At 65.0% G+C, this 22,665-nt stretch carries 22 protein-coding genes and 1 pseudogene; 15 read left to right on the top strand and 8 right to left on the bottom strand.

Features of this window, described 5'->3' with window-relative positions:
- The first annotated feature begins 123 nt into the window (after positions 1 to 123).
- The 6 genes from aauS (at position 124) to AC07PQ_RS18700 (ending at position 5,662) form a co-directional block, all read left to right on the top strand.
- Entirely contained in the window at positions 124 to 2,025 is a 1,902-nt protein-coding gene (gene aauS / locus AC07PQ_RS18725) for a two-component sensor histidine kinase AauS (RefSeq protein ID WP_007927142.1), read from the top strand.
- Entirely contained in the window at positions 2,022 to 3,347 is a 1,326-nt protein-coding gene (aauR, locus tag AC07PQ_RS18720; protein ID WP_053262457.1) for a two-component response regulator AauR, read from the top strand. The genes aauS and aauR overlap by 4 nt, the downstream gene beginning before the upstream one ends.
- A gap of 28 nt (positions 3,348 to 3,375) precedes the next feature.
- Positions 3,376 to 3,705 carry a GlpM family protein gene (locus AC07PQ_RS18715; protein WP_162136174.1) on the top strand — a complete coding sequence of 110 codons (330 nt, stop codon included), beginning with the start codon at positions 3,376 to 3,378 and terminating at the stop codon, positions 3,703 to 3,705.
- Between the two features lie 235 nt (positions 3,706 to 3,940).
- The gene (locus AC07PQ_RS18710) at positions 3,941 to 4,861 is read left to right on the top strand and encodes an arginase family protein (RefSeq protein WP_493186132.1); all 921 of its coding nucleotides are present in this window, start codon (positions 3,941 to 3,943) and stop codon (positions 4,859 to 4,861) included.
- A complete protein-coding gene (locus tag AC07PQ_RS18705) occupies positions 4,858 to 5,232 on the top strand; it encodes a DMT family transporter (protein WP_007927146.1) in 375 nt (124 codons plus the stop codon). Before AC07PQ_RS18710 ends, AC07PQ_RS18705 begins: the two co-directional genes overlap by 4 nt.
- Positions 5,233 to 5,263: 31 nt before the next feature.
- The gene (locus AC07PQ_RS18700) at positions 5,264 to 5,662 is read left to right on the top strand and encodes a DMT family transporter (RefSeq protein WP_007927148.1); all 399 of its coding nucleotides are present in this window, start codon (positions 5,264 to 5,266) and stop codon (positions 5,660 to 5,662) included.
- A gap of 169 nt (positions 5,663 to 5,831) precedes the next feature.
- Here the strand turns inward: AC07PQ_RS18700 and AC07PQ_RS18695 are convergent, their stop codons facing one another.
- Complete coding sequence (locus AC07PQ_RS18695; protein WP_493186133.1) at positions 5,832 to 6,698, bottom strand: fatty acid desaturase family protein; 867 nt, start codon at positions 6,696 to 6,698, stop codon at positions 5,832 to 5,834.
- A 120-nt stretch (positions 6,699 to 6,818) separates the two neighbouring features.
- On the opposite strand from AC07PQ_RS18695, the gene AC07PQ_RS18690 reads away from it, so the two are divergent.
- Positions 6,819 to 7,019 carry a hypothetical protein gene (locus AC07PQ_RS18690; RefSeq protein WP_492570779.1) on the top strand — a complete coding sequence of 67 codons (201 nt, stop codon included), beginning with the start codon at positions 6,819 to 6,821 and terminating at the stop codon, positions 7,017 to 7,019.
- 16 nt (positions 7,020 to 7,035) lie between these two features.
- Here the strand turns inward: AC07PQ_RS18690 and AC07PQ_RS18685 are convergent, their stop codons facing one another.
- On the bottom strand, positions 7,036 to 7,818 hold the full coding sequence (locus AC07PQ_RS18685; RefSeq protein ID WP_007927151.1) for a MipA/OmpV family protein: 783 nt from the start codon (positions 7,816 to 7,818) through the stop codon (positions 7,036 to 7,038).
- A gap of 230 nt (positions 7,819 to 8,048) precedes the next feature.
- On the opposite strand from AC07PQ_RS18685, the gene AC07PQ_RS18680 reads away from it, so the two are divergent.
- The 6 genes from AC07PQ_RS18680 to AC07PQ_RS18655 are packed head-to-tail and all read left to right on the top strand — an operon-like array spanning position 8,049 to position 15,350.
- Positions 8,049 to 8,768, top strand: coding sequence for an MtnX-like HAD-IB family phosphatase (locus tag AC07PQ_RS18680; protein WP_493186134.1), 720 nt, complete (start codon positions 8,049 to 8,051; stop codon positions 8,766 to 8,768).
- Positions 8,761 to 10,155, top strand: a complete 1,395-nt coding sequence (locus AC07PQ_RS18675) for an aspartate aminotransferase family protein (protein ID WP_493186135.1) — start codon at positions 8,761 to 8,763, stop codon at positions 10,153 to 10,155. The genes AC07PQ_RS18680 and AC07PQ_RS18675 overlap by 8 nt, the downstream gene beginning before the upstream one ends.
- The gene (locus AC07PQ_RS18670) at positions 10,152 to 11,033 is read left to right on the top strand and encodes an alpha/beta hydrolase (protein ID WP_493186136.1); all 882 of its coding nucleotides are present in this window, start codon (positions 10,152 to 10,154) and stop codon (positions 11,031 to 11,033) included. The genes AC07PQ_RS18675 and AC07PQ_RS18670 overlap by 4 nt, the downstream gene beginning before the upstream one ends.
- A 14-nt stretch (positions 11,034 to 11,047) precedes the next feature.
- Entirely contained in the window at positions 11,048 to 12,175 is a 1,128-nt protein-coding gene (locus AC07PQ_RS18665) for a GNAT family N-acetyltransferase (protein ID WP_493186137.1), read from the top strand.
- Positions 12,172 to 13,956, top strand: a complete 1,785-nt coding sequence (locus tag AC07PQ_RS18660) for a sensor histidine kinase (RefSeq protein WP_493186138.1) — start codon at positions 12,172 to 12,174, stop codon at positions 13,954 to 13,956. The genes AC07PQ_RS18665 and AC07PQ_RS18660 overlap by 4 nt, the downstream gene beginning before the upstream one ends.
- Positions 13,953 to 15,350 carry a sigma-54-dependent transcriptional regulator gene (locus tag AC07PQ_RS18655; RefSeq protein ID WP_007927158.1) on the top strand — a complete coding sequence of 466 codons (1,398 nt, stop codon included), beginning with the start codon at positions 13,953 to 13,955 and terminating at the stop codon, positions 15,348 to 15,350. Before AC07PQ_RS18660 ends, AC07PQ_RS18655 begins: the two co-directional genes overlap by 4 nt.
- Positions 15,351 to 15,553: 203 nt before the next feature.
- Here the strand turns inward: AC07PQ_RS18655 and AC07PQ_RS18650 are convergent, their stop codons facing one another.
- Positions 15,554 to 16,588 (bottom strand): alpha/beta fold hydrolase, encoded by a 1,035-nt coding sequence (locus AC07PQ_RS18650; RefSeq protein ID WP_493186139.1) that lies wholly within the window; start codon positions 16,586 to 16,588, stop codon positions 15,554 to 15,556.
- 234 nt (positions 16,589 to 16,822) lie between these two features.
- Complete coding sequence (gene metE, locus AC07PQ_RS18645; protein WP_493186140.1) at positions 16,823 to 19,141, bottom strand: 5-methyltetrahydropteroyltriglutamate--homocysteine S-methyltransferase; 2,319 nt, start codon at positions 19,139 to 19,141, stop codon at positions 16,823 to 16,825.
- A 108-nt stretch (positions 19,142 to 19,249) separates the two neighbouring features.
- Between metE and metR the strand changes: the two genes are divergently transcribed.
- On the top strand, positions 19,250 to 20,167 hold the full coding sequence (metR, locus tag AC07PQ_RS18640; RefSeq protein ID WP_007930536.1) for a transcriptional regulator MetR: 918 nt from the start codon (positions 19,250 to 19,252) through the stop codon (positions 20,165 to 20,167).
- A gap of 32 nt (positions 20,168 to 20,199) precedes the next feature.
- Here metR and AC07PQ_RS18635 read toward each other — a convergent pair whose 3' ends face one another.
- The 4 genes from AC07PQ_RS18635 to AC07PQ_RS18620 all read right to left on the bottom strand — a co-directional run bounded on the left by AC07PQ_RS18635 (position 20,200) and on the right by AC07PQ_RS18620 (position 22,356).
- Complete coding sequence (locus AC07PQ_RS18635; RefSeq protein ID WP_007930535.1) at positions 20,200 to 20,709, bottom strand: GNAT family N-acetyltransferase; 510 nt, start codon at positions 20,707 to 20,709, stop codon at positions 20,200 to 20,202.
- A gap of 39 nt (positions 20,710 to 20,748) precedes the next feature.
- Positions 20,749 to 21,387 (bottom strand): LysE family translocator, encoded by a 639-nt coding sequence (locus tag AC07PQ_RS18630; protein ID WP_007930534.1) that lies wholly within the window; start codon positions 21,385 to 21,387, stop codon positions 20,749 to 20,751.
- A 27-nt stretch (positions 21,388 to 21,414) separates the two neighbouring features.
- On the bottom strand, positions 21,415 to 21,849 hold the full coding sequence (locus AC07PQ_RS18625; RefSeq protein ID WP_493186141.1) for an NUDIX hydrolase: 435 nt from the start codon (positions 21,847 to 21,849) through the stop codon (positions 21,415 to 21,417).
- 234 nt (positions 21,850 to 22,083) lie between these two features.
- Positions 22,084 to 22,356 carry a type B 50S ribosomal protein L31 gene (locus AC07PQ_RS18620; RefSeq protein ID WP_009045397.1) on the bottom strand — a complete coding sequence of 91 codons (273 nt, stop codon included), beginning with the start codon at positions 22,354 to 22,356 and terminating at the stop codon, positions 22,084 to 22,086.
- Between the two features lie 133 nt (positions 22,357 to 22,489).
- Between AC07PQ_RS18620 and AC07PQ_RS18615 the strand changes: the two are divergent.
- A pseudogene (locus AC07PQ_RS18615) lies at positions 22,490 to 22,651 on the top strand (LuxR C-terminal-related transcriptional regulator); the annotation flags it as partial.
- Positions 22,652 to 22,665 lie beyond the last annotated feature (14 nt).

Below are 22,665 nucleotides of genomic sequence, written 5' to 3'. Positions count from 1 at the left end.
GCAGGCTGCGATCGGCTCCGAAGGAGACGTGCTCTTCGGATCCGAAGAAGGTCCTGCGGACCTTATCGCAGCCTGCGGCAGCGGCTACAGGAATCGTGCAGTGGTTGACCCAAGGCATCTGTGATGAAATGCGACCCCACTCTCTATCGCGCCGCGCCGCCATCACTCGCCGTGAAACCCCGTCTGATCCGCCACCTGTTCCTGCCGCCACTGGTCATCGCGCTGATGATCGGCCTGGGCTACGTCGGCTTCTGGATCAGCGAGCATTACGGCATTCGCAGCCTCAGCGAGAACGGCGAACGCCAGCTGGAACTGCACGCCCGCGCGGTCGAAAGCGAGATCAGCAAATACACCTACCTGCCCAGCCTGCTGGAACTCGAATCCAGTGTGTCGCTGCTGCTCAACGACCCGACGCCGGAGCACCGGCAGACCGTCAACAATTACCTCGAAGGCCTGAACCGGCGCAGCCGCAGTCGGGCCATTTACGTGATGGACACCACCGGTCGCGTGCTGGCCACCAGCAACTGGCGCGACGTCGACAGCTACCTGGGTGAAGACCTGTCGTTCCGGGCCTATTTCCAGAATGCCGTGCGCGGCCAGCCTGGGCGCTTCTACGGCATCGGCAGTACCAACGGCGAACCCGGCTACTACCTCGCCCACGGCCTGGAAGAACAGGGCAAGATCATCGGCGTGGCGGTGGTCAAGGTACGCCTGGAGGCCCTGGAAGAACGCTGGCAACGCGCCCGCCTGGAAGGCTTCGTCAGCGACGAGAATGGCATCATCATCCTCTCCAGCGACCCGGCCCGGCGGCTGCGGTCGGTACGCCCGCTGAGCGACGACACCAAGGAGCGCCTGGCGCGCAGCCTGCAGTATTACTGGTTCACCCTCAACGAACTGGAGCCGCTGGCCCGCGAACGCCTGGCCGAAGGCGTGGAGAAGCTGACCTTCCCGGCCAACACCGAACTGGTGTCCGACGACAAGGAAATCAGCTACCTGTCCCAGACCCGGCCCCTGAGCGATACACCCTGGAACTTCACCCTGCTGACCCCGCTCAAGGACCTGCGCCGCGAAGCCATCAACCAGGGCATCCTGGTGGCCGTGGCCTTCGCCCTGGTGGCTTTCCTGCTGATTGCCTGGAACGAGCGGCGCAAGGTCATCGCCACCCGCCTCGCCGCCCGCGAAGCCCTGCAGGAAGCCAACAACCAGCTGGAACGGCGGATCGCCGAACGCACCAGCGACCTGCGCGCCAGCAACGAACGGCTCAAGGGCCAGATCCGCGAGCGCCGCCAGGCCGAGGAAACCCTGCGCCGCGCCCAGGACGAACTGGTCCAGGCCGGCAAGCTCGCCGCCATCGGCCAGATGTCCACCAGCATCGCCCATGAACTGAACCAGCCGCTGGCCGCCCTGCGCACCCTGTCCGGCAACACCGTGCGTTTCCTCGAGCGCGGCGCCCTGGATACCGCCAGCACCAACCTCAAGACCATCAACGAACTGATCGACCGCATGGGCCGCATCACCGCCAGCCTGCGTTCCTTCGCCCGTCGTGGCGAGGACCAGGGCGAAGCCAGCCTCGGCAAGGCCGTGGACGCCGCCCTGCAGTTGCTCAACGCACGCCTGGAAAACCTGCCGCTGCAATTGCACCGCGACTTCAACGAAGTTCAGGTGCGGATCGACCAGACCCGCCTGGAGCAGATCCTGGTCAACCTGATCGGCAACGCCCTGGACGCCATGCAGGCCCAGCCGCGACCGGAGCTGTGGCTGGAAGGCGAAAGCGTCGAAGGCAAATACCGCCTGCGGGTACGCGACAACGGTCATGGCATCGACGCCGAGGCGCGCAAGCATCTGTTCGAACCCTTCTTCACCACCAAACCCGGCGAGCAGGGCCTGGGCCTCGGCCTGACCCTGTCCGCCAGCCTGGCCGCCGCCACGGGTGGCAACCTGGGCGTCGAGCACCCGGCCGACGGCGGTACCGCCTTCGTCCTCAGCCTGCCCCTGGTCAGCCCTACACAAGCCGAGCCGCTATGAACAACGACCTTACCGTCCTGATCGTCGAAGACGACCCCCATGTCCTGCTCGGCTGCCAGCAGGCCCTGGCCCTGGAAGACATTCCCTGCGTCGGCGTGGGCAGCGCCGAAGAAGCCCTGGAGCGGGTCGGCGACAACTTCGCCGGGATCGTCATCAGCGATATCCGCCTGCCGGGCATCGACGGCCTGGAGCTGCTGACCCGCCTCAAGGCCCGTGACCGCAGCCTGCCGGTGGTGCTGATCACCGGCCACGGCGATATCTCCATGGCCGTCGGCGCGATGCAGAAAGGCGCCTATGACTTCATGGAAAAGCCCTTCTCCCCCGAGCGCCTGGTGGACGTTGCTCGCCGCGCCCTGGAGCAGCGTGGGCTGGCCCGGGAAGTGTCGTCGCTGCGCCGCCAGCTGGCCGAGCGCGACTCCCTCGAAGGACGGATCATCGGCCGCTCGCCGGCCATGCAGCATCTGCGGGAGCTGATCGCCAACGTCGCCGACACCTCGGCCAACGTGCTGATCGAAGGCGAGACCGGTACCGGCAAGGAACTGGTCGCCCGCTGCCTGCATGACTTCAGCCGCCGGCACACCCACCAGTTTGTCGCCCTCAATTGCGGCGGCCTGCCGGAAAACCTGTTCGAAAGCGAGATCTTTGGCCACGAGGCCAACGCCTTCACCGGCGCCGGCAAGCGGCGCATCGGCAAGATCGAGCACGCCCACGAAGGCACGCTGTTCCTCGACGAAGTGGAAAGCATGCCGATGAACCTGCAGATCAAACTGCTGCGGGTGTTGCAGGAGCGCACCCTGGAGCGCCTGGGCTCGAACCAGAGCGTGGCGGTGGATTGCCGGGTGATCGCGGCGACCAAGTCCGACCTCGACGAACTGGGGCGCGCCAACCAGTTCCGCAGCGACCTGTATTACCGCCTGAACGTGGTGACCCTGGAGCTGCCACCGTTGCGCGAGCGTCGCGAGGACATCCTGCAGCTGTTCGAACACTTCCTGCAGCAATCGTCCCTGCGCTTCGACCGCGCCGCACCGGAGCTGGACAACCAGACCCTGTCGAACCTGATGAGCCACGACTGGCCGGGCAACGTGCGCGAGTTGCGCAACGTCGCCGAACGTTTTGCCCTGGGCCTGCCGGCGTTCAAGAAGTCCAGCGGCAACGCCGCGCAGGGCCTGGGCTTTGCCGAGGCGGTCGAGGCCTTCGAGCGCAACCTGCTGGGCGACGCCCTGCAACGCAGCGGCGGCAACCTGACCCAGGCCAGCCAGGAACTGGGCATGGCCAAGACCACGCTGTTCGACAAGGTCAAGAAATACGGCCTGAGCCACTAACCAGACTGCGAGAAGTACCGTGGATTTATTGCTCAAAGCCTGCCTGGGCGCCGCCGTGGTGGTGATCCTCGCCGCCCTGGCCAAGACCCGGAATTACTACATCGCCGGCCTGGTGCCACTGTTCCCGACCTTCGCCCTGATCGCCCACTACATCGTCGGCAAGGGCCGTTCCATCGACGACCTGAAGACCACAATCCTGTTCGGCATGTGGTCGATCATTCCCTACTTCGTGTACCTGGCGACCCTCTACGTGATGGTCGACCGCCTGCGCCTGGAAGCCTCCCTGGCAGTGGCCGCGGTGGCCTGGCTGATGGCCGCCACCGTGCTGGTCAGCGTCTGGGTCCGCGTCCACGCCTGACTCCCCCCTGTAGCCGCTGCCGCAGGCGGCGATAAGGCCGAAGGTCTTCAGCGATCTCAAGACCTCTGCGCCCCCTGCGAGGGCGATCGCAGCCTCGCGGGCTCGGCAGCGGCTACAGGTGCCGTTCAGCGCCCTGGCCCGTCCCTTGCATTTACCCTGTAAAGCCCGCTCTGCCTGCGTCCGCGACCTGTGACGCAGGCTTTTCCGAGGGGCGCTGCCATGGGTAAATCCTGCTTTGAACATTCTCGATCTCGACCACAGCCTGACCGCCCAGGAGCCTGTCCAGCGCCGGCTGCGCAGCGGCCAGGCGCGACGCCTGGACCTGCTGGACCTGGGCCCGAAACTGCGGCTCTGGTCCACCGAACGCACCTACCGCCACTTCACCGAACGCCTGCGGCAAAGGCCCGCCCACAGCGGCCCGCAGCCGGAAATCTTCTTTGTCGGCTCCGGTGACTACCACCACCTGACCCCGGCCTTCCTCGCCGACCTGCAACAGCCGGTCAGCCTGATCCACTTCGACAACCACCCCGACTGGGTGCGCTTCGCGCCGCGCCGCCACTGCGGTTCCTGGGTCAACCGGGCGCTGCAGCTGCCGCACATCCAGCGCATCGTCACCCTCGGGCCGTGCAGCGACGACCTGCACAACCCGCAGCTGCGCGGCGGCAACCTCGGCGCGCTGCGCCACGGCAAGCTGCAGCTGTTTCCCTGGGAGCACGCGCCCTCCAAGGTCTGGGGCCGGGTCGGCGACGGCGCCGGGCACCAGCAGCAGGAAAACCACCTGCACTGGCGCAACCTGGCCGGGCTCGACTGGCCAGCCTTCCTCGACCAGTTGATCGCCAGCCTGCCCACCCAGGCGATCTGGATCACCATCGACAAGGACGTGCTGGCCAGTGCCGACGCCGCGACCAACTGGGACCAGGGCGGCATGCGCCTGAGCCACCTGCTGCTGGCCCTGCGCAGCCTGGCGGCGGGCAAGCGCATCCTCGGTATCGACATCTGCGGCGAGTTCGCCGCGCCGGCCTTCAGCAACGCCTTCAAGCGCTGGGAAGCACGCTCCGACCAACCGCCGGCCGAACGCTGGAGCGCGGCCGACCTGCTACGCAATTCGACCACCAACGAAGCCCTGATGGCGCTGTTCGAGGAGCTGTTCCCGTGACCCTGACCGTTATCTTGCTGGTGGCGTTTTCCATTGTCCTGGACGTGATCGGCCAGCTCTGTTTCAAGCTCGGCCTGGACCGCCTGCCGGAGCTGGAAGGCGGTTTTCGCCTGAATGCCTTCTGGGGCCAGGTGTTCAACGCGCCGCTGCTGTGGTGCGGCATCGGCGCCTATGTGATCGAGTTTTTCGTCTGGCTCGAAGCCCTGTCCCGCGCGCCGCTGAGCCTGCTGTTTCCGGCGGCGGCCCTGGCCTATTGCGGCGTGGTCCTGGCCGGCAAGCTGATTCTCGGCGAGCACGTCAGCCGCCGACGCTGGCTGGGCACCCTGGTCATCACCCTCGGCGTGATGCTGGTGTGCGTCGCCAGCACCTGAGCCCCCTCAACGCTTCACAAGGAAAGATTTCATGACTGCACAGACTCACGGCTGGCTCCACGGGCGCCTTGGCACCCTGGTGCTCTGGGCCCTGCTGATCGGCTTCGAAAGCGCCGGCCAGATCGCCACCAAGGTCGGCGGCGACCAGCTGGGCCAGATGGATTTCAACCTGCAATGGCTGGCCGCGGTGGCGGTCAACCCGGGGGTGCTGCTGGCGATTGCCTGCTACATCGGCGCGTTCTTCGTGTGGATGCTGATCCTGCGGCGCAGCAGCCTGTCCCTGGCCTTCCCCCTGAGCTCGCTGGTGTTCGTGGTGGTGTTGCTCGGCTCCTGGCTGGGCCTGGGCGAGCAGATCAGCCTGCTGCACTGGGTCGGCGTGCTGGTGATCGTCGGCGGGATCGCCCTGCTGGCCGAGGGCGAAGAAGCCTAGGACATGGGGGCGCATAACGCCCCTGTAGCCGCTGCCGAGCCCGCGAGGCTGCGATAAGGCCCACAGGGCCTTGGTTCCCAATCTCCCGCCGAACCTTTCGCGGTCTTCAGAACGCCACGACCGTACCGGTCGATCGCAGCCTGCGGCAGCGGCTACAGGTGCGCGGGTGTCAGCGCTTGGGGTGTTTCAGCAGAAAGCCCAGGCCATGGGCCAGCGGAATCACCTTCACCCCCGCCGCCCGCTGCTGTTCGCGGATCTCGCGGTGGAAGGCCTTGACCCGGGTCCAGTGCATCTTCGGCCGATAGTGGTGTTCGGCGTGGTAGCCGTTGTTCATCCAGATCAGGTTGTAAAGCCAGCTGTAGGAGCTCACGCCCCAGGCAATCGGCAGGTCCGGGTTGCCGCCCAGGTGTTCGTAGTAGCCGTTGAGCGAGGACAGCGACTGTCCCAGGTACCAGAACGGCAGCAGCACCAGCAGCGCATGCCAGTCGTATAGCGCCAGCGCCACGTAGGCCAATACCGTCACGCCGATTTCCACCTTGACCCAACGGGCGTCCGCCGGGCGCTTGCGCTGCATTTCCTGGTAGATGGCCTTGGGGTCGTCGCGGAAAAAACTCAGGAAGGTGTAGGCCCAGACATTGTCCGGCTGACCGTTGCGGCCATGCAGGTAGATCGACAGGGGGTCGATCGTGGTGCCGTCCGGCCCGGGCCGATCCGAGTTGCCACGGTGATGGCGGTTGTGGATATCGCGGTACAGGGTCTGGGAAAAACCGATGGTCACCGACAGCAGCAGATCGAAGCCGCGGTTCAGCCACGGCAGGCTGAAATAGGCGTTGTGGATCTGGTTGTGGGAAATGCTGTTGATGCTCCACGACAGGCTGAGCGCATACAACGACGCCGCCGGCAGGATCACCCACCAGGACAGGCTGTGAAAGGCCAGCACCAGCCACAGGACGAAGGAAAAATGCGCCAGGGCCATCAGGATCGGGACGATGTCCCACAGCGAATGGGCGAGCAGGCGATAAGCGGGACGAGCCATGAAGAACTTCCTGAAAAGTGGGTTCATGGCTGCCAGTGCAAAGGGTGGACCAATTTCTCAGACGTAATAACGAAACGGTTCGCGACAGCAATGACACAGGCTCTCCCTGTAGGAGCGAGCTTGCTCGCGAAAAACCCCGAGATCATCCAGATAACCGGAGAGAAATACAGCACAAAAGGCAGGCTACGCCTGCATCGCGGGCAAGCCTCGCTCCTACAGAAACAGCGCATGCCGGCAGAGGTATTCAGCCGCGCTTTTGTAGGAGCGAGGCTGGCCCGCGATGACGGCCTGGAAAACGCCGTCGCCCCGCAAGCCCGGTGATAAGGCCTTGCCGGCCTCAGAACTGGTAGCTGAGGGCGGTCTGGACCTGGCCCTGGTTCACTTCGCCGCGCTCGCGCACCAGGGTGCTGTCGGCCGCCGAGCCTGTCAGGTGAATCCAGCTGGCGCTGGTCATCCACGACCAGTTGCCGCCCAGGGGCACCTGCAGGTTCTGGGTCAGGGTCAGGTTCTGCAGACCGCCGCCGGCGCTGTAGCGGCCGATGCCCGTCGCCTGGGCTTCGGCGTCGCTGATGCCAAAGAAGGTCTGGGTCTGCCGGGCGTCGGCGAAATGCGCGGTGAGGTTGCTGCTGCCGATGATCCCCAGGCCCAGGGGATAACCGATTTCGCCGCCGACCTTGCCCAGCAGGCCGCCCTGGCCGGAGCCCGCGCCCACCGCGCTGCCGAGGGAAGCGAACAGGCGCCAGAAGTCGTCCGGCGCGTACTGGATGTAGCCGCCGACATCGGCCATGTTCGGCACATCCCGCAGGCCGCGCAGCGAGCCGTTGGCGTTGCGCCCCGGCAAGTAGTTGATATAGGGCCCGGCGCTGAAACCCTTGGCCTTGAAGGCGTCCCAGGTCAGGCCGTCGTCGGTGTCGAGGCTGACATCGCCCCACTCCAGATCGACATAGGGCAAGGGCACGGTGTCATGCCGGCTGCCGCTGGGGTCATGGGGCTGGTAACCGATGCCCAGGCCCAGCGCGCCGCTCAATCCATCCTGGCCCCCGTCCTCGGCGAAAGCCCCGCAGACAGCCCCCAGAGACAGCAGGGCGGCGAGCAGGGCGGAGCGTGTGAAGCTGAACATGGCGCGGGTTTCCTTAAGTGAAGATGCGCGCATCAATCACCACCGTGCCCCCTCCCTGCAAGCACTGATGTTGTTTGTAGCGAGCTACAAAATTTGTAGCTCCAACCCGCCCATCCAACGCCTTGTTCCCGCGCAAAGCCCAACCCGCCTGGGTTTGAGCCACTTGGCACAGTCCCTGCTCCAGTACCTGGCATGCGCAAAGTGCGCTCCTCTACAACAGGTAACTGCAGATGATGCACTGGCATATCGTGTGTGACTTCGACGGGACCATCACCCGCACCGACGTGATCGACAACGTCCTCCAACGCTTCGCCGACCCGAGCTGGGAAGACATCGAGCAGCAATGGCTGGATGGCCATATCGGCTCCCGGGAATGCCTCAGCCGCCAACTGGCGCTGGTCAAGGCCTCGCCCGCCGAATTGCTGGCCTGCTTCGACAGCGTCGAGATCGATCCCGACTTCCCCGACTTCGTCGATCACGTGATCGGCCTGGGCGCGTCCCTGGAAGTGGTCAGCGACGGCATCGAGCAAGGCATCGCGCGAATCCTCGCGCGCCACTACGTGAGCCTGCTGCCGATCCTCGCCAACCGCCTGCGCCAGGTCGACCAGCACAGCTGGCGCATCGACTTCCCGCATTCCAGCGACGCCTGCCGCGCCGCGTCCGGCAACTGCAAATGCAAATCCACGCCCAAGGGCAAGCGGGTGCTGGTGATCGGCGACGGCCAGTCCGACATGTGCGTGGCCGCCAGCGCCGACTTCGTGTTCGCCAAGGGCCGCCTGTCCGAGTACTGCCAACGCCACGCCATTCCCCACGCGACCTTCGACTCCTTCGCCGAACTGCCGGCACTGCTGGCGCTGTTGCCCAACGACGCGGCCAACGCCGGCACCTTCACCCTCGACAACACCACCGAACACTCCGTACACACTCAGGAACTCTTCCACCATGTCTGACATTCGTATCGCTACCGCAGAAGACCAGGTGCTTCTGGAAAAAGAAGCCAAGTACTGCTCCTACGGCGACACCGTCCACTACATCGAACCGCCACGGATCTTCAGCCGCTGCGAGGGCTCCTACGTCTGGGACACCAGCGACCAGGCCTACCTCGACCTGCAGATGTGGTACTCGGCGGTGAACTTCGGCTATGCCAACCCGCGCCTGAACAACGCCCTCAAGCAACAGATCGACAGCCTGCCGCAGATCGCCAGCCAGTATCTGCACAAGGGCAAGATCGAGCTCTCGGAAATGATCGCGGTCGATGCCAAGAAGAAATTCGGCCTCGACGGCCGCGTGCACTTCAACGTCGGCGGCTCGCAGTCCATCGAGGACTCGCTGAAAGTCGTGCGCAACGCCACCAACGGCAAGAGCCTGATGTTCGCTTTCGAGGGCGGCTACCACGGCCGCACCCTCGGTGCCTCGTCGATCACCTCCAGCTACCGCTACCGTCGCCGCTACGGCCACTTCGGCGAGCGCGCCAACTTCATTCCCTTCCCCTACCACTTCCGCGGCCCCAAGGGCATGACCAAGGAAGAGTACGGCAGCCACTGCGTGCAGCAGTTCGCCCGACTGTTCGAGACCGAATACAACGGCGTGTGGGACCCGAAAGTCGGCCAGAGCGAATACGCCGCCTTCTACGTCGAGCCGATCCAGGGCACCGGCGGCTACGTGATCCCGCCGATGAACTTCTACAGCGAGCTCAAGCACGTGCTCGACCAGCACGGCATCCTGATGGTGGTCGACGAGATCCAGATGGGCTTCTACCGCACCGGCAAGCTGTGGTCGATCGAGCACTTCGACGTCAAGCCGGACGTGATCGTCTTCGGCAAGGCCCTGACCAACGGCCTCAACCCCCTGGGCGGCATCTGGGCCCGCGAAGAACTGATCAACCCCAAGGTGTTCCCGCCGGGTTCGACCCACTCGACCTTCGCCTCCAACCCGCTGGGCACCGCGGTGGGCCTGGAAATGTTCAAGATGACCAGCGAGACCGACTACGGCGCCATGGTCATGGAGAAGGGCAAGTACTTCCTGGCCGGATTGCAAGACCTGCAGAAGCGCTACCCGATCATCGGCGACGTCGACGGCCTGGGCCTGGCGCTGCGCTGCGAGATCTGCACCAGCGACGGTTTCACCCCGGACAAGGCGACCCTGGACTACATAGTCGAGGAAGGCATGAAGGGCGACATCGAAATCAACGGCCAGCGCCTGGGGCTGATTCTCGATGTGGGCGGCTACTACAAGAACGTCATCACCCTGGCCCCCTCGCTGGAAATCAGCTACGCGGAGATCGACCTCGGCATCGCCCTGCTCGACCGTCTGCTGGACCGGGCCATGAAGCGATGAGCGCAACGATCGATCTGGACGAAAGCATCGACCTGGGCCAGGGCGATGCCGGGTTCGTGCTCGGCAGTGGCGAGGTCGCGGTGTTGTTGATCCACGGCCTCACCGGCACCCCGACGGAACTGCGTCGGGTGGCCGTCGGCCTGGCCAACGCGGGGTGCACGGTGTACGTGCCGACCCTGGCCGGGCACTGCGGCAACAACGCCGACCTGCAGGCCACTGGCTGGCAGGACTGGTACGAGGGCGTGCGCCGGACCTTCGTCGGCATCCGTCGCCGCCACCGGCAGGTGTTCGTCGGCGGCCTGTCGATGGGCGCCGTCATGTCCATGTACCTGGCCTCGGAACACCCCGGCCAGGTCAGCGGCCTGCTGATGTATTCGACCACCCTCAAGTACGACGGCTGGAGCATCAACAAGCTGGCGTTCCTCACCCCGCTGCTGATGAAGATTCCGTTCGGCGTGCACATCTGCAGCTTCGAGGAGAAGCCGCCGTACGGCATCAAGAACGAGCGCCTGCGGGCGGTGGTCGAGCGGCAGATGAAGGCCGGCGAAAGCAGCAGTGCCGGCCTGCTGACCATGGAAGGGGTGACCGTGCGCGAGCTGCACCGGATGAACGCGGTGGTGAAAAAACGCATGCCGTCGATCACCACCCCGGCCCTGGTGCTGCACTCCATCGAGGACGACATCACCAGCCGCTGGAACGCCGACTATGTCGAGCGCAAGCTCGGCGGCCCGGTGGTCAAGGTGCTGCTGGACAACTGCTACCACATGATCACCGTCGACCTGCAGTACCGCCGGGTGGTGGAGTTGAGCGCGGACTTCATCGAAAAGCAGGCTGGCCCGCGGCCCGTGGCGTACGACGACCTGCGCCAGTTCGCCTGACTCAAGGACCGCACGTGATCACCAGCCAAGTCTTTTCGAGCATCCAGGCCATCGACCGCAGCGCCTGGAACGACTGTTTTCCCGGCGCCCTGGAAGATTGGGATTATTACCTGGCGGTACAGAACGCCGGCATCGAGGGCTTCAGCTGGCGCTACCTGGCAGTGTTCGAAGATTCGAAGCTGGTGGCCGTCGCTCCGGCCTTCACCACCTGCTATCGCCTGGACACCACCGTCTCGGGCCCGGCCAAGCGCCTGAGCGAACGCCTGCAACGCTGGTGGCCGGGGCTGCTGCAACTGCGCCTGTACGCCATCGGTTCGCCGGTGGCCGAACAGTGCCACGCCGGCACCGCCAGCCATATTCCCGCGGTGCGCCGCCAGGCCCTGCTGGAGCAACTGCTGCACCTGGCCCGGCGCGATGCCGACGCCCAGGGCATTGGCCTGCTGGCGGTCAAGGATGCCGCCAGCCAGGATCGGCAATGGGCCGCCAGCTGCCAGGCGTTCGGCCTGCAAGCCATGCCCAGCCTGCCCAGCGCCCTGCTGCCGGTGCCCTTCGGCTCGCTGGATACCTACCTCGGCACCCTGGGCAAGTCCACGCGCAAGGACCTGCGCCGCAAGTTGCGCGCGCCCGGGCTGCGAATCGAATGGCGACACAACATCGACGATGTGCTGCCCGAGGTCATGCGCCTGTACGAAGCCACCCTGCGGCGCAGCGAACTGCAATTCGAACGCTTACCCGCGCCCTATTTCACCGGTATCCTCCAGCAGTTGGGGGAACGGGCCGCCTGCGTGCTGTACTGGGTCGACGACCAACTGGTGGCCTTCAACCTGGTGCTGCTGGACGAGCACCGACTGATCGACAAATTCTTCGCCCACGACCTGGATATCACTCGTGAGCACAACCTGTATTTGCGCAGCTGGATGGCCAATGTCGACTACTGTATCCAGCACCGGATCGCGCTCTACGAATGTGGCCAGGCCGGTTATGCCAGCAAGCTGCGCCTGGGCTGTACCTTCACCGGCAACAGCCTGTTTTTCCAGCATCGCAACCCGCTGCTCGACACCCTGCTCAAAGGGCTGAAATATGTTCTCCGGCCGGATCGCACCGACCCCGCCATGGCTGCTGCACTAAGCGAAAGTTCATGACCAGAAAAGACCGCCGCGCCCCTCGCCCTTTCGCCATCTCCCGCTGGAGCCTGCAGCGCAAGCTGGTGCTGGCGTTCTGGATGGTCAGCGTGATCCCCACCATGATCGCCGCCGAGCTGGCGGCCACTACCCTGTCGCAGATCTTCGACAGCAACGTGCGCATCTGGCTGCAGGAGTCGACCAAGATCGTCGAGGACGAAATCACCGAGACCCTGCGCGACAACGCGCGCATCGCCCAGCTGTTCCTGCGTTACACCAAGCCGCCCACCGACCGCAACGCGGCCAGGCACGACAAGCTCACCGCCGACATCGCCGACTCCATGGGCATCGATGTGGTGGCGCTGATCCGCAAGCGCGACCAGCAGGTGGTGTTCAGCACCGCCGCCGACGACATCGTCGGGCAGATCAGCCTGGCCCACAACGCCGTGCTGCAGACCCTGCAGGTCGGCGGCGTGGCCACGGGAGCCGTGGTCTCGACCTTCCAGACCACCCTCGACGGCATCGACTACCAGCTGCTGATCGCCACCTACCTGGACGCCAGCTTCCTCACCAGCGTGGCCGAGGTGCATTCCCTCGACCTGCGCCTGTACCTGGCCAAGGCCAACGACTTCGCCGAGATCTTCGCCACCCAGCGTTTCGAAGACCACCCGACCCAGGTGCCGGAAAAGATCGAGAACATCCTGCGCGACACTCGCCAACCCACCGAGCAGTTCACCAGCCGCTACAGCGGGCTGTACCGGCCGATCTTCAACGACAGCGGCGAGCTGGTGGGGGTGATTTTCAGCGGCCTGCTGCGCCACAGCAGCCTGGTGGGGCTGGTCAACCAGAGCAACCTGTTCATCCTGATTTTCCTGCTCAGCTCGGCGGCGTCGCTGGCCGTCGGCTGGCTGGTGTCGAAACGCCTGACCATGCCCCTGCGCGGCTTGTCCAAGGGGGTCCAGGCGGTGATTGCCGGCGACTACCGACAACGCGTGCCGGTGATTGGCGGCGACGAGCTGGCGGAGCTGAGCAGTACCTTCAACCATATGAGCGAACGCCTGGGCGAACTGCATCACCTGGAAGCCCAGTTGCGCCGTCGCGACCGCCTGCACGCCCTGGGCGAAGTGGCCATGGGCCTGGCCCACGAAATCCGCAACCCTTTGGGCATCATCAAGACCGCCACCCAATTGCTGCACCGCCGGGCGGACCTGCCCGAAGGCGACAAGCGCCACCTGGAATACGTGATCAGCGAAGTCAGCCGGATCAACGACCTGATCACCGATTTCCTCGACTTCGCCAAACCCAGCGCGCCGATCCGCTCGACCCTGCTGGCGCGGCCGCTGGTGGAGGAACTGATCGGCTTCTGCGAGCCGGAACTGGCCAGCCACAAGATCGACGCCCGGATCGACGACCAGGCGCCAGGCGCGACCCTGTACGCCGACGCCCGCCAGCTCAAGCAGGCCTGCCTGAACCTGATCCTTAACGCCATCGACGCCATGCCCGCCGGCGGACGCCTGACCCTGGGCATCGCCCAAGACGCCGAGCACACCATCCTGCGGGTCGCCGACACCGGCCAAGGCATCGAGCCGGACATGCTCGAACGCATCTTCACCCCCTTCGTCACCACCAAGGCCTCGGGCACCGGGCTGGGCCTGGCCAAGGTGTTCTCGATCATGGAAAACCATGACGGGCACATCGAATGCAGCAGCGAAATAGATGCCGGCGCCACCTTCAGCCTGTACATTCCGGCCAAAGGTGAGGACGACGAAGATGATCAAGACGAGCAAAAGGCCCAGCCATGACGCATAACCTGCTGGTGGTCGACGACGAGCCCAAGCTTTGCGACCTGCTGTCCTCGGCGCTGAGCCAGGACGGTATCCAGGTGTTCACCGCCGGCAATGGCCTGCATGCGCTCAAGGTACTGGAGCAGGAAGAGATCGACCTGGTGATCAGCGACTGGCGCATGCCCGGCATGGACGGCCCGCAGTTGCTGGCCGAGGTCAAGCAACGCTACCCGCAGATCCCGGTGATCGTCATGACCGCCTACAGCACGGTGAAAAATGCCGTGCAGTCGATGCGCAACGGCGCCTACGACTACATCGCCAAGCCCTTCGACATCGACGAGCTGGACATCACCGTCAGCAAGGCCCTGCAGTTTCGCGACATTCTCAAAGACAACCAGCGGATGCGCGCCGAGCTCGACGAGCACCGGCAGATCGACAGCCTGGTGGGCGACAGCCCGACCTTCCGCCAGGTCCTGCAAGCGGTGGACTCGGTGCGCGAAAGCAACGCCACCATCCTGCTGACCGGCGAAAGCGGCACCGGCAAGGAGATGGTCGCCCGGGCCATCCACCAGCACGGCAACCGCGCCAACAAACCCTTTGTCGCGGTCAACTGCGCGGCGATCCCCGAAGGCCTGCTGGAAAGCGAAATGTTCGGCCATCGCAAGGGCGCCTTCACCGGCGCCGTGGCCGACCGGGTCGGGCGCTTTCAGCAGGCGGACAAGGGCACGCTGTTCCTCGATGAGGTCGGCGACATGCCCCTGGCCCTGCAGGCGAAGATCCTGCGTGCCTTGCAGGAGCGGGTGATCGAGCCGGTGGGCGACCCGCGCGAGCGCAAGGTCGATGTGCGAGTGATCGCCGCCACCAACAAGAACCTGCTGGAAGCGGTGGCCAACAAGGAGTTTCGCGAAGACCTGTATTACCGCCTCAATGTCTTCCCGATCCCCCTGCCCGCCCTGCGCGAGCGGGTCGAGGATATCGCGCCCCTGGCCCGGCACTTCGCCCACACCCTGGGCGCCACCGCCGGTAAACGCATCACCGGTTTCAGCCCGCAGGCCCTGCAGGCGATGGCCAATTATTCCTGGCCGGGCAATATCCGCGAACTGCAGAACTGCGTCGAACGCGCGACCATAGTCGCTGCGGGCGCGGTGATCGAGGAAAGCGACCTGCCGGGCTATCTGTTCAGCTCACCTCCCGTGAACGCCGGGGCCTGCGCCCTGCCCGGCGATAGCCTCAGCGTGCCCAGCGACCTGGACGCGGCCCTGGCCGAAGTGGAGAAGGCCTACATCCTCGCCGCCCTGCAACAGAGCAACGGCGTACAGGCCGCCGCCGCGCAACTGATCGGCATTTCCGAACGCAGCTTCTGGTACCGCCTGAAGAAACTCGGGATCCAGGTCGACAAGATCGTTCGCTGATCCGCCAAAGCCTGTTGCCCGCGATGGCGATATTTCAGACTCACCGCGTTGCCTCCATCGCTGGCAAGCCTGGCTCCTACAGAAGCCAAGCTCGCCACCGGCCTGTAGGAGCGAAGCTTGCTCGCGATTCAGACGCCGCGGTCCACCAGTAGACCGCGTTATCGTTCATCGCGAGCAAGCTTCGCTCCTACATGAGCATCAGCTCAAAGAAGATTCGGCGCGGGCAGCGGATCGATCTGTGCCCAGTGCGAAGTGTCTTCGCGATGGCGTTGCAGGTACGGCAGCACCGCCGCCAGCAACGGCGCCTTGAAGGCTTCCTGGAAACGATGGGCCAGGCCCGGAATCAGCTTCAATTGGCTGCCCTGGATATGCGCCGCCAGGTGCACGCCATGCATCACCGGCAGCAACGGATCGGCGGTGCCATGCACCACCAGGGTCGGCACGCGCAGCTGGTTGAGCAGGGCCACCCGGCTCGGTTCGGCGAGGATCGCCATGATCTGGCGCTTCACCCCTTCCGGGTTGAAGGCCCGGTCATAGGCCTCCGCCGCCTGATGCAGCAGCGCCTGCCGATCGTCGGTGACCTGCGGGCTGCCGAGGGCGGCCAGCAGGTCGGCCTGTTGCTCCAGCGCCACCTCACGGTTCGGCGCGCCGCGCCGCGACAACAGTTGCACCAGCGCCGCATTGGGCGCCGGCAGGCCTTCGGCGCCGGAGCTGGTCATGATCAGGGTCAGGCTCTCGACCCGCTGCGGCGCCATGGCCGCCAGGTGCTGGGCGATCATCCCGCCCATGCTCGCGCCCAGGACATGGAACTGCTCGACCTGCAGGGCATTCATCAGGCCCAGGGCGTCGTCGGCCATGTCGGTCAGGCTGTAGGGCGCGGCCACCGGCAGGCCGAGCTTGTAGCGCAGCACCTCGAACGTCAGGTTGGCGCTGACCGGCGCCTGGCGCCAGGTGGACAGGCCGACGTCGCGGTTGTCGTAACGGATCACCCGAAAACCCTGCTGGCACAGGGCAATCACCACTTCGTCCGGCCAGTGGATCAGCTGCCCGCCCAGGCCCATCACCAGCAGCAGGGCCGGATCGGAGGCACGGCCGATACTCTGGTAGGCCAGGCTCACCTGCTCCAGTTCGACCCTTTGGGTCGGTACGTTGACATCGCAGCGAGACGCCGCCTGAGACGGCAGGCCGAGCAACAGCGCGGCCAGGAAAACAGTCGTTGAAAAAAATCTTGCCCACATGAAGAAACACCGAAACGCAGAAGCCCAGTAGAGCGCGAGTCTGATGAACTTTGGTCGAGCGCGCTGCCACAGTTACGTGACAGTTTGATGAAGATTGCCGAGTGGTCATAAAACCCTGTAGCCGCTGCCGCAGGCTGCGATCGGCCCGAAGGGACGCAGCGATCTTGAATCCGCTGAAGGCCCTTCGGTCCTTTTCGCAGCCTGCGGCAGCGGCTACAGGGGCTATGGGTGCATTCAGGCCTGCTGGTTACGCAACTGACGAGCGGCGGCGACCATGTTGACCAGCGCGGCTTCGGTCTCCGGCCAGGCGCGGGTCTTCAGGCCGCAGTCCGGGTTGACCCACAAGCGCTCGGCGGGAATGCGCCGGACCGCCTTGCTCATCAGCTTGACCATCTCGGCAGTGTCCGGCACCCGCGGCGAGTGGATGTCATACACCCCCGGGCCGATGTCGTTCGGGTAGTCGAAGGCTTCGAACGCCTCCAGCAGCTCCATGTCCGAACGCGACGTCTCGATGGTGATCACGTCGGCATCCATGGCCGCGATGGCCTGGATCACGTCGTTGAACTCGCTGTAGCACATGTGGGTGTGGATCTGGGTGTCGTCGCGCACCCCAGAGGCGGTCAGGCGGAAGGCTTCCACCGCCCAGTCCAGGTACGGCTGCCAGTCCGCCCGGCGCAGCGGCAGGCCCTCGCGGAACGCCGCCTCGTCGATCTGCACGATCTTGATCCCGGCCTTTTCCAGGTCCACCACCTCATCGCGCAAGGCCAGCGCCAGTTGCCGCGCCTGTACTTCACGCGGCACGTCCTCGCGGGGGAAGGACCACATCAGCATGGTCACCGGCCCGGTGAGCATGCCCTTCATCACCTTGTCGGTCAGGCTCTGGGCATAGGTGATCCAGTCCAGGGTCATGGCGTGCGGGCGGCTCAGGTCGCCGTAGATCACCGCCGGTTTCACGCAACGCGAACCGTAGCTCTGCACCCAGCCGAAGCGGGTGAACAGGTAGCCGTCCAGTTGCTCGGCGAAGTACTCGACCATGTCGTTGCGCTCGGCCTCGCCGTGCACCAGCACATCCAGCCCCAGGCGCTCCTGGACCTGCACCGCATGGCGGATTTCGCAGCGCATGGCATCGGTGTAATCGTTGTTCGACAGCTTGCCTTGCTTGAACGCCTGGCGCGCCAGGCGGATCGACGCGGTCTGCGGAAACGAACCGATGGTGGTGGTCGGGAACACCGGCAGCTTCAAGCGGGCATGCTGCTGGGTAATGCGCTGGGCAAAGGGCGAATGACGCTGGCTGTCGGCGGCGCTGACCGCCTTGAGCCGCGCCTGGACCTCGGCCTTGTGGATGCGCGGCGACCGCGCGCGGCTGGCCTGCACCTGGCGGCTTGCGGCCAGGGCCGCTTGCACCGCCGGGGCCTGGGGATCGTTCAGGGCGTCACGCAGCACCGAGATCTCGCCGCATTTCTGCACGGCAAAGGCCAGCCAGCTTTTCAGCTCGGCATCCAGTTGGTCTTCCCGGGACAGGTCCACCGGGCTGTGCAACAGGGAGCAGGAACTGCTGACCCACAGGTTGTCGCCAAAACGCTCCTGCGCCGCTTGCAGTTGCTGCAGCGCCTGCTCCAGTTCGCAACGCCAGACGTTGCGACCGTTGACCAGGCCCACGGACAGAATCTTGTAGGTCGGCAGGCGGTCGAGCACCTGGGTCAGTTGCTCCGGCGCCCGCACGGCGTCGATGTGCAGGCCGTCCACCGGCAGGCCGACGGCCAGCCCGAGGTTGTCCTGCAGGCCGCTGAAGTAGGTGGCCACCAGCTTTTTCAGCGGCGAGTACTGGAGGATGTGGTAGGCACGCTCGAAGGCGCTCTTCCAGTCCTGCGGCAGGTCGAGGGTCAGGATCGGTTCGTCGATCTGCACCCACTCCACGCCCTGGGCCTTGAGGCGGTTGAGGATTTCGCCGTAGACCGGCAGCAGGCGTTCCAGCAGCTCGAGCTTGTTGAAATCGTTGCCCTTGGCCTTGGCCTTGCCCAGCCACAGGTAGGTCAGCGGGCCGATGATCACCGGCTTGACCCGGTGCCCCAGGGCGTGAGCTTCATCGACCTCGTCGAACAGCTGTTCCCAGCTCAGCTTGAACGACTGATCGGCGCTGAATTCCGGGACCAGGTAGTGGTAGTTGGTGTCGAACCACTTGGTCAGTTCCTGGGCGTACTGGGTCTTGGCGTGATCGCCGCCACAGCAGCCCGCCGAGGCGCCGCGGGCCATGGCGAACAGGGTGTCGAGGGTCGGCTGGCCCTGGGCGTCCTGGCTGCTGGCGAAGCGCTCGGGAACCACGCCGAAGGTCAGCGAGTGAGTCAGCACCTGGTCGTACCAGGCGAAGTCGCCCACCGGCAGCAGGTCGATGCCGGCGTCCTTTTGCAGTTGCCAGTGCCGGGCCCGCAGCTCGCGCCCGACGTCTTGCAGCGCCTGCCGGTCAAAGTCGCCCTTCCAGTAGGATTCGAGGGCTTTTTTCAGTTCGCGGTCGGCGCCGATGCGCGGAAAACCAAGGGTGTGGGCCAAGGCCATGAGTGGGTTCCTCCCTGTAAAAGATGGCGCTATTGTCGACAGCCAACCCAACATGAGACAAACTCAACCTTTTCGTGTTGATCACAAAATTTACTCATGGAGACCCTGGTGCTCGAAATCCGTCACCTGAAGACCCTGCACGCCCTGCGCGAAGCCGACAGCCTGGTCGAAGCCGCCGAACGCCTGCACCTGACCCAGTCCGCCCTGTCCCACCAGTTCAAGGAACTGGAAGAGCGCATGGGCATGCCGCTGTTCGTGCGCAAGACCAAGCCGGTGCGCTTCACCAGCGCCGGCCTGCGCCTGCTGCAACTGGCGGACGCCACCCTGCCGTTGCTGCGCGCCGCCGAACGGGACATTTCCCGCCTGGCCGGCGGTACCGCCGGGCGCCTGCACATGGCCATCGAATGCCACAGCTGCTTCCAGTGGCTGATGCCGACCATCGACCAGTTCCGCGACGCCTGGCCGGAAGTCGAGCTGGACCTGGCCTCGGGTTTCTCCTTCGCCCCGCTGCCGGCCCTGGCCCGTGGCGACCTGGACCTGGTGGTGACCTCCGACCCGCTGGAGCTGGCGGGCATCACCTACGTGCCGCTGTTCACCTACGAAGCCATGCTGGCGGTGGCCAACCAGCACCGCCTGGCCAGCAAGCCCTACATCGTTCCGGAAGACCTGCTCAGCGAAACCCTGATCACCTACCCGGTGGAGCGCGATCGCCTGGATATCTTCACCCGCTTCCTGGAGCCCGCCGACATCGAGCCGGCCCAGGTCCGCACCTCGGAGCTGACGGTGATGATGATGCAACTGGTGGCCAGTGGCCGTGGCGTGTGCGGCATGCCCCACTGGGCGCTGCATGAATACAGCTCGCGGGGCTATGTGAAGGCCAAGCGCCTGGGGGAAAAAGGCCTGTTCGCCACGCTGTACGCGGCGATCCGCGCCGACATGCTGGATGCGCCCTATATGCGCGACTTCCTGCTGACCGCCAAGGACACCTCGTTCTCGACCCTGGACGGGGTCAGCGCGGTGCGTTGAAAAGCGCCATCGGCCTGCAGGAACGGGGACTGTCAGAGGGGGGAGACAACTTCACGCCACAGGTGGAGCTTGTCGAAGTACTCGACGCCCACCCGCACCGCCAGCGGCTCCAGGCCGAACTGGACGAAACCGCAACGCTGGTACAGCGCCAGGGCGGCGTCGTTGCCGGCGGTGACCGTCAGTTGCACCAGCCGCACCCCGGGGCGTTTGCGCGCCTCCTGCAGCAGCGCCTGGACCAGCCGGTAACCCAGGCCGCCGTGGCGATAAGGCGGCGCCACATACAGGCCGAACAGCGTGGCCTTGTGCCGGGCTTTTTCCCGGACCTCGAACGCCAGGCCGACGATGCCCATCAGTTCGCCATCCTCGAAAGCCCCCAGCAACAGGTCCAGCGGGCTGCTCAGCCGCGACTCCCACCAACTCAAGGGCATCGCCGCACGTTCGGCGACACTGGAAGTAAAGGCCTGCGGATGATGCTCGTAGGCTTCGAGCATCAGCGCGCGGTAGGCAGCGGCGTGACCGGCATCGAGGCGCTGGATGGACATGGTCGGTCGAGGCCCCCGGGCCGCAGGTGAATAAAACGGTCAGACCGTCTGGCGTTGTTCCAGCAGCAGACGCACCGCCAGCCCGGCCAGCACGAAGCCCATGAAATAACGTTGGGTCGCCAGCCACAGCGGATTGTGCACGAACCAGGCGGCGATGCCCGAAGCGAACAGCGCGATCAGCAGGTTGACGCTGAAGCTCACGCTGATCTGGGTCAGGCCGAGGATGATGCTCTGGGTGAACACCGAACCGTGTTCCGGGCTGATGAACTGGGGAAAGACCGACAGGTAGAACACCGCGATCTTCGGGTTCAGGGCGCTGGTGAGAAAACCCATCAGGATCAGCTTGCGCGACGAATCCGGCGGCAGCTGCTGCGCCTCGAACGGCGAACGCGCGCCCGGCTTCAGGGCCTGCCAGGCCAGCCACATCAGGTACAGGGCGCCAACCCACTTGAGCACTTCATAGGCCACCGGCACGGCCATGAAGACCGCGGTCAGACCGATCGCCGCGGCGAACAGGTGGACGAAGAAACCGGCCACCACGCCGACCAGCGAGGTCACGCCTGCCCGGCGGCCCTGGCAGATCGAACGGGAGATCAGGTAGATCATGTTGGGGCCGGGGGTCAGCACCATCAGCAAGGCTGCGGCGATGAAGATCAACATGTCGTGAAGGGGAATCATGATGGGCAATCCTTTGTCCTTGAAAAATCAGGCCGAGGCCAGTTGCGAGGCGCGATAGAACGGCAAGATCAGGTCGCGTGTCAATGGGGCCAATGTGAGCTCGTCGCCAGCCTGCGGATCGATCCAGCAGACCTCCTCGATTTCCGCCGCGGGCCGGACCTCGTCGGTGTCCAGATCGAGGCGAAACAATTCGGCCTCGACCACAAAACCCGGCTCGTTGGCTGCCGGTGCGGAAAAACGTCCCAGGTAACGGGCGTCGGCCGGGGCGATCCGCAGCCCGAGTTCCTCTTCCAGCTCACGGGCCAGGGCCTGGGCCGGCAACTCGTCCGGCTCGATCTTGCCGCCCGGCTGCATGAAGGCCAGGGTGCCGCGCTTGCGCACCAGCAGGGTACGGCCGTCCGGGCCGATCAACAGGGCCGCGGCGATACGGATAAGGGGGGATGTAGCGCTTGAAAAAGTCATGAAAAACCTGGATCGGTTACGCGAGGCGGCAAGGATCCCATGACTGGCGAGGCGTCGTCACGACACAGTCGGCCGCTGTTTTTTCCATACACCCGGCGCCTCGGGCGGGACCAAGCGCTTGCCACCCAGGCCTTCCATGGGCGGGTTGGAATAGAGAGGGGAATGGACCAGAGGATGCTGCCCGCTCCTGCACAGATGCAGGAACGAGCGGCTGTGCGGCAAGGGCCGGGGCCCTCAAGCGTTGCCGGTCTTGCCGGACGAACCGAACGAAGCGAAACGCTTGTTGAAGCCGGCGATCCGCCCTTCGGACTGGGTCTTGCGCTGCTGGCCGGTGTAGACCGGATGCGAGGCGCTGGAGACGTCGAGGGTGACATAGGGATAGGTGTTGCCATCGCTGTGGCGCTGGGTGCGGTCGGTGTCCACGGTGGAACCGATCAGGAAATACACATCCGCGGCGGTGTCGTGGAACAGTACGGTGCGGTAGGCGGGATGGATATTGGCTTTCATGGCAGTCTCCGAGGGCTGGGTGATGATTTAATTTGTTATACAGTAACATTACCCAGCCATGGAAACGAGAACCAGTTGCAATAAGGAAAGCAGCAAATCGTCTATCGCCCTCATCAACACCTGGCACCAGGGCGGACACCTGATGCTCAGCGGTTGCTCCAGCAAGGAGATCGCTCGTAAGCTGCAAACCTTTGCCGAAACCGTGAACGGCCATAAGAAACACATCTACGGCACGCGGGGCATCAAGTCCCGGTCCGAACTGTTTTCGATTGTTCTCCAGGCGCGCACTGCCTGACGCCTGAAGCTGCC

Source organism: Pseudomonas sp. GW821-FHT09E12, from assembly GCF_059416085.1.
Note: the sequence above shows the minus strand (reverse complement) of the source record. Positions and strands in the feature narration are given on the sequence as shown.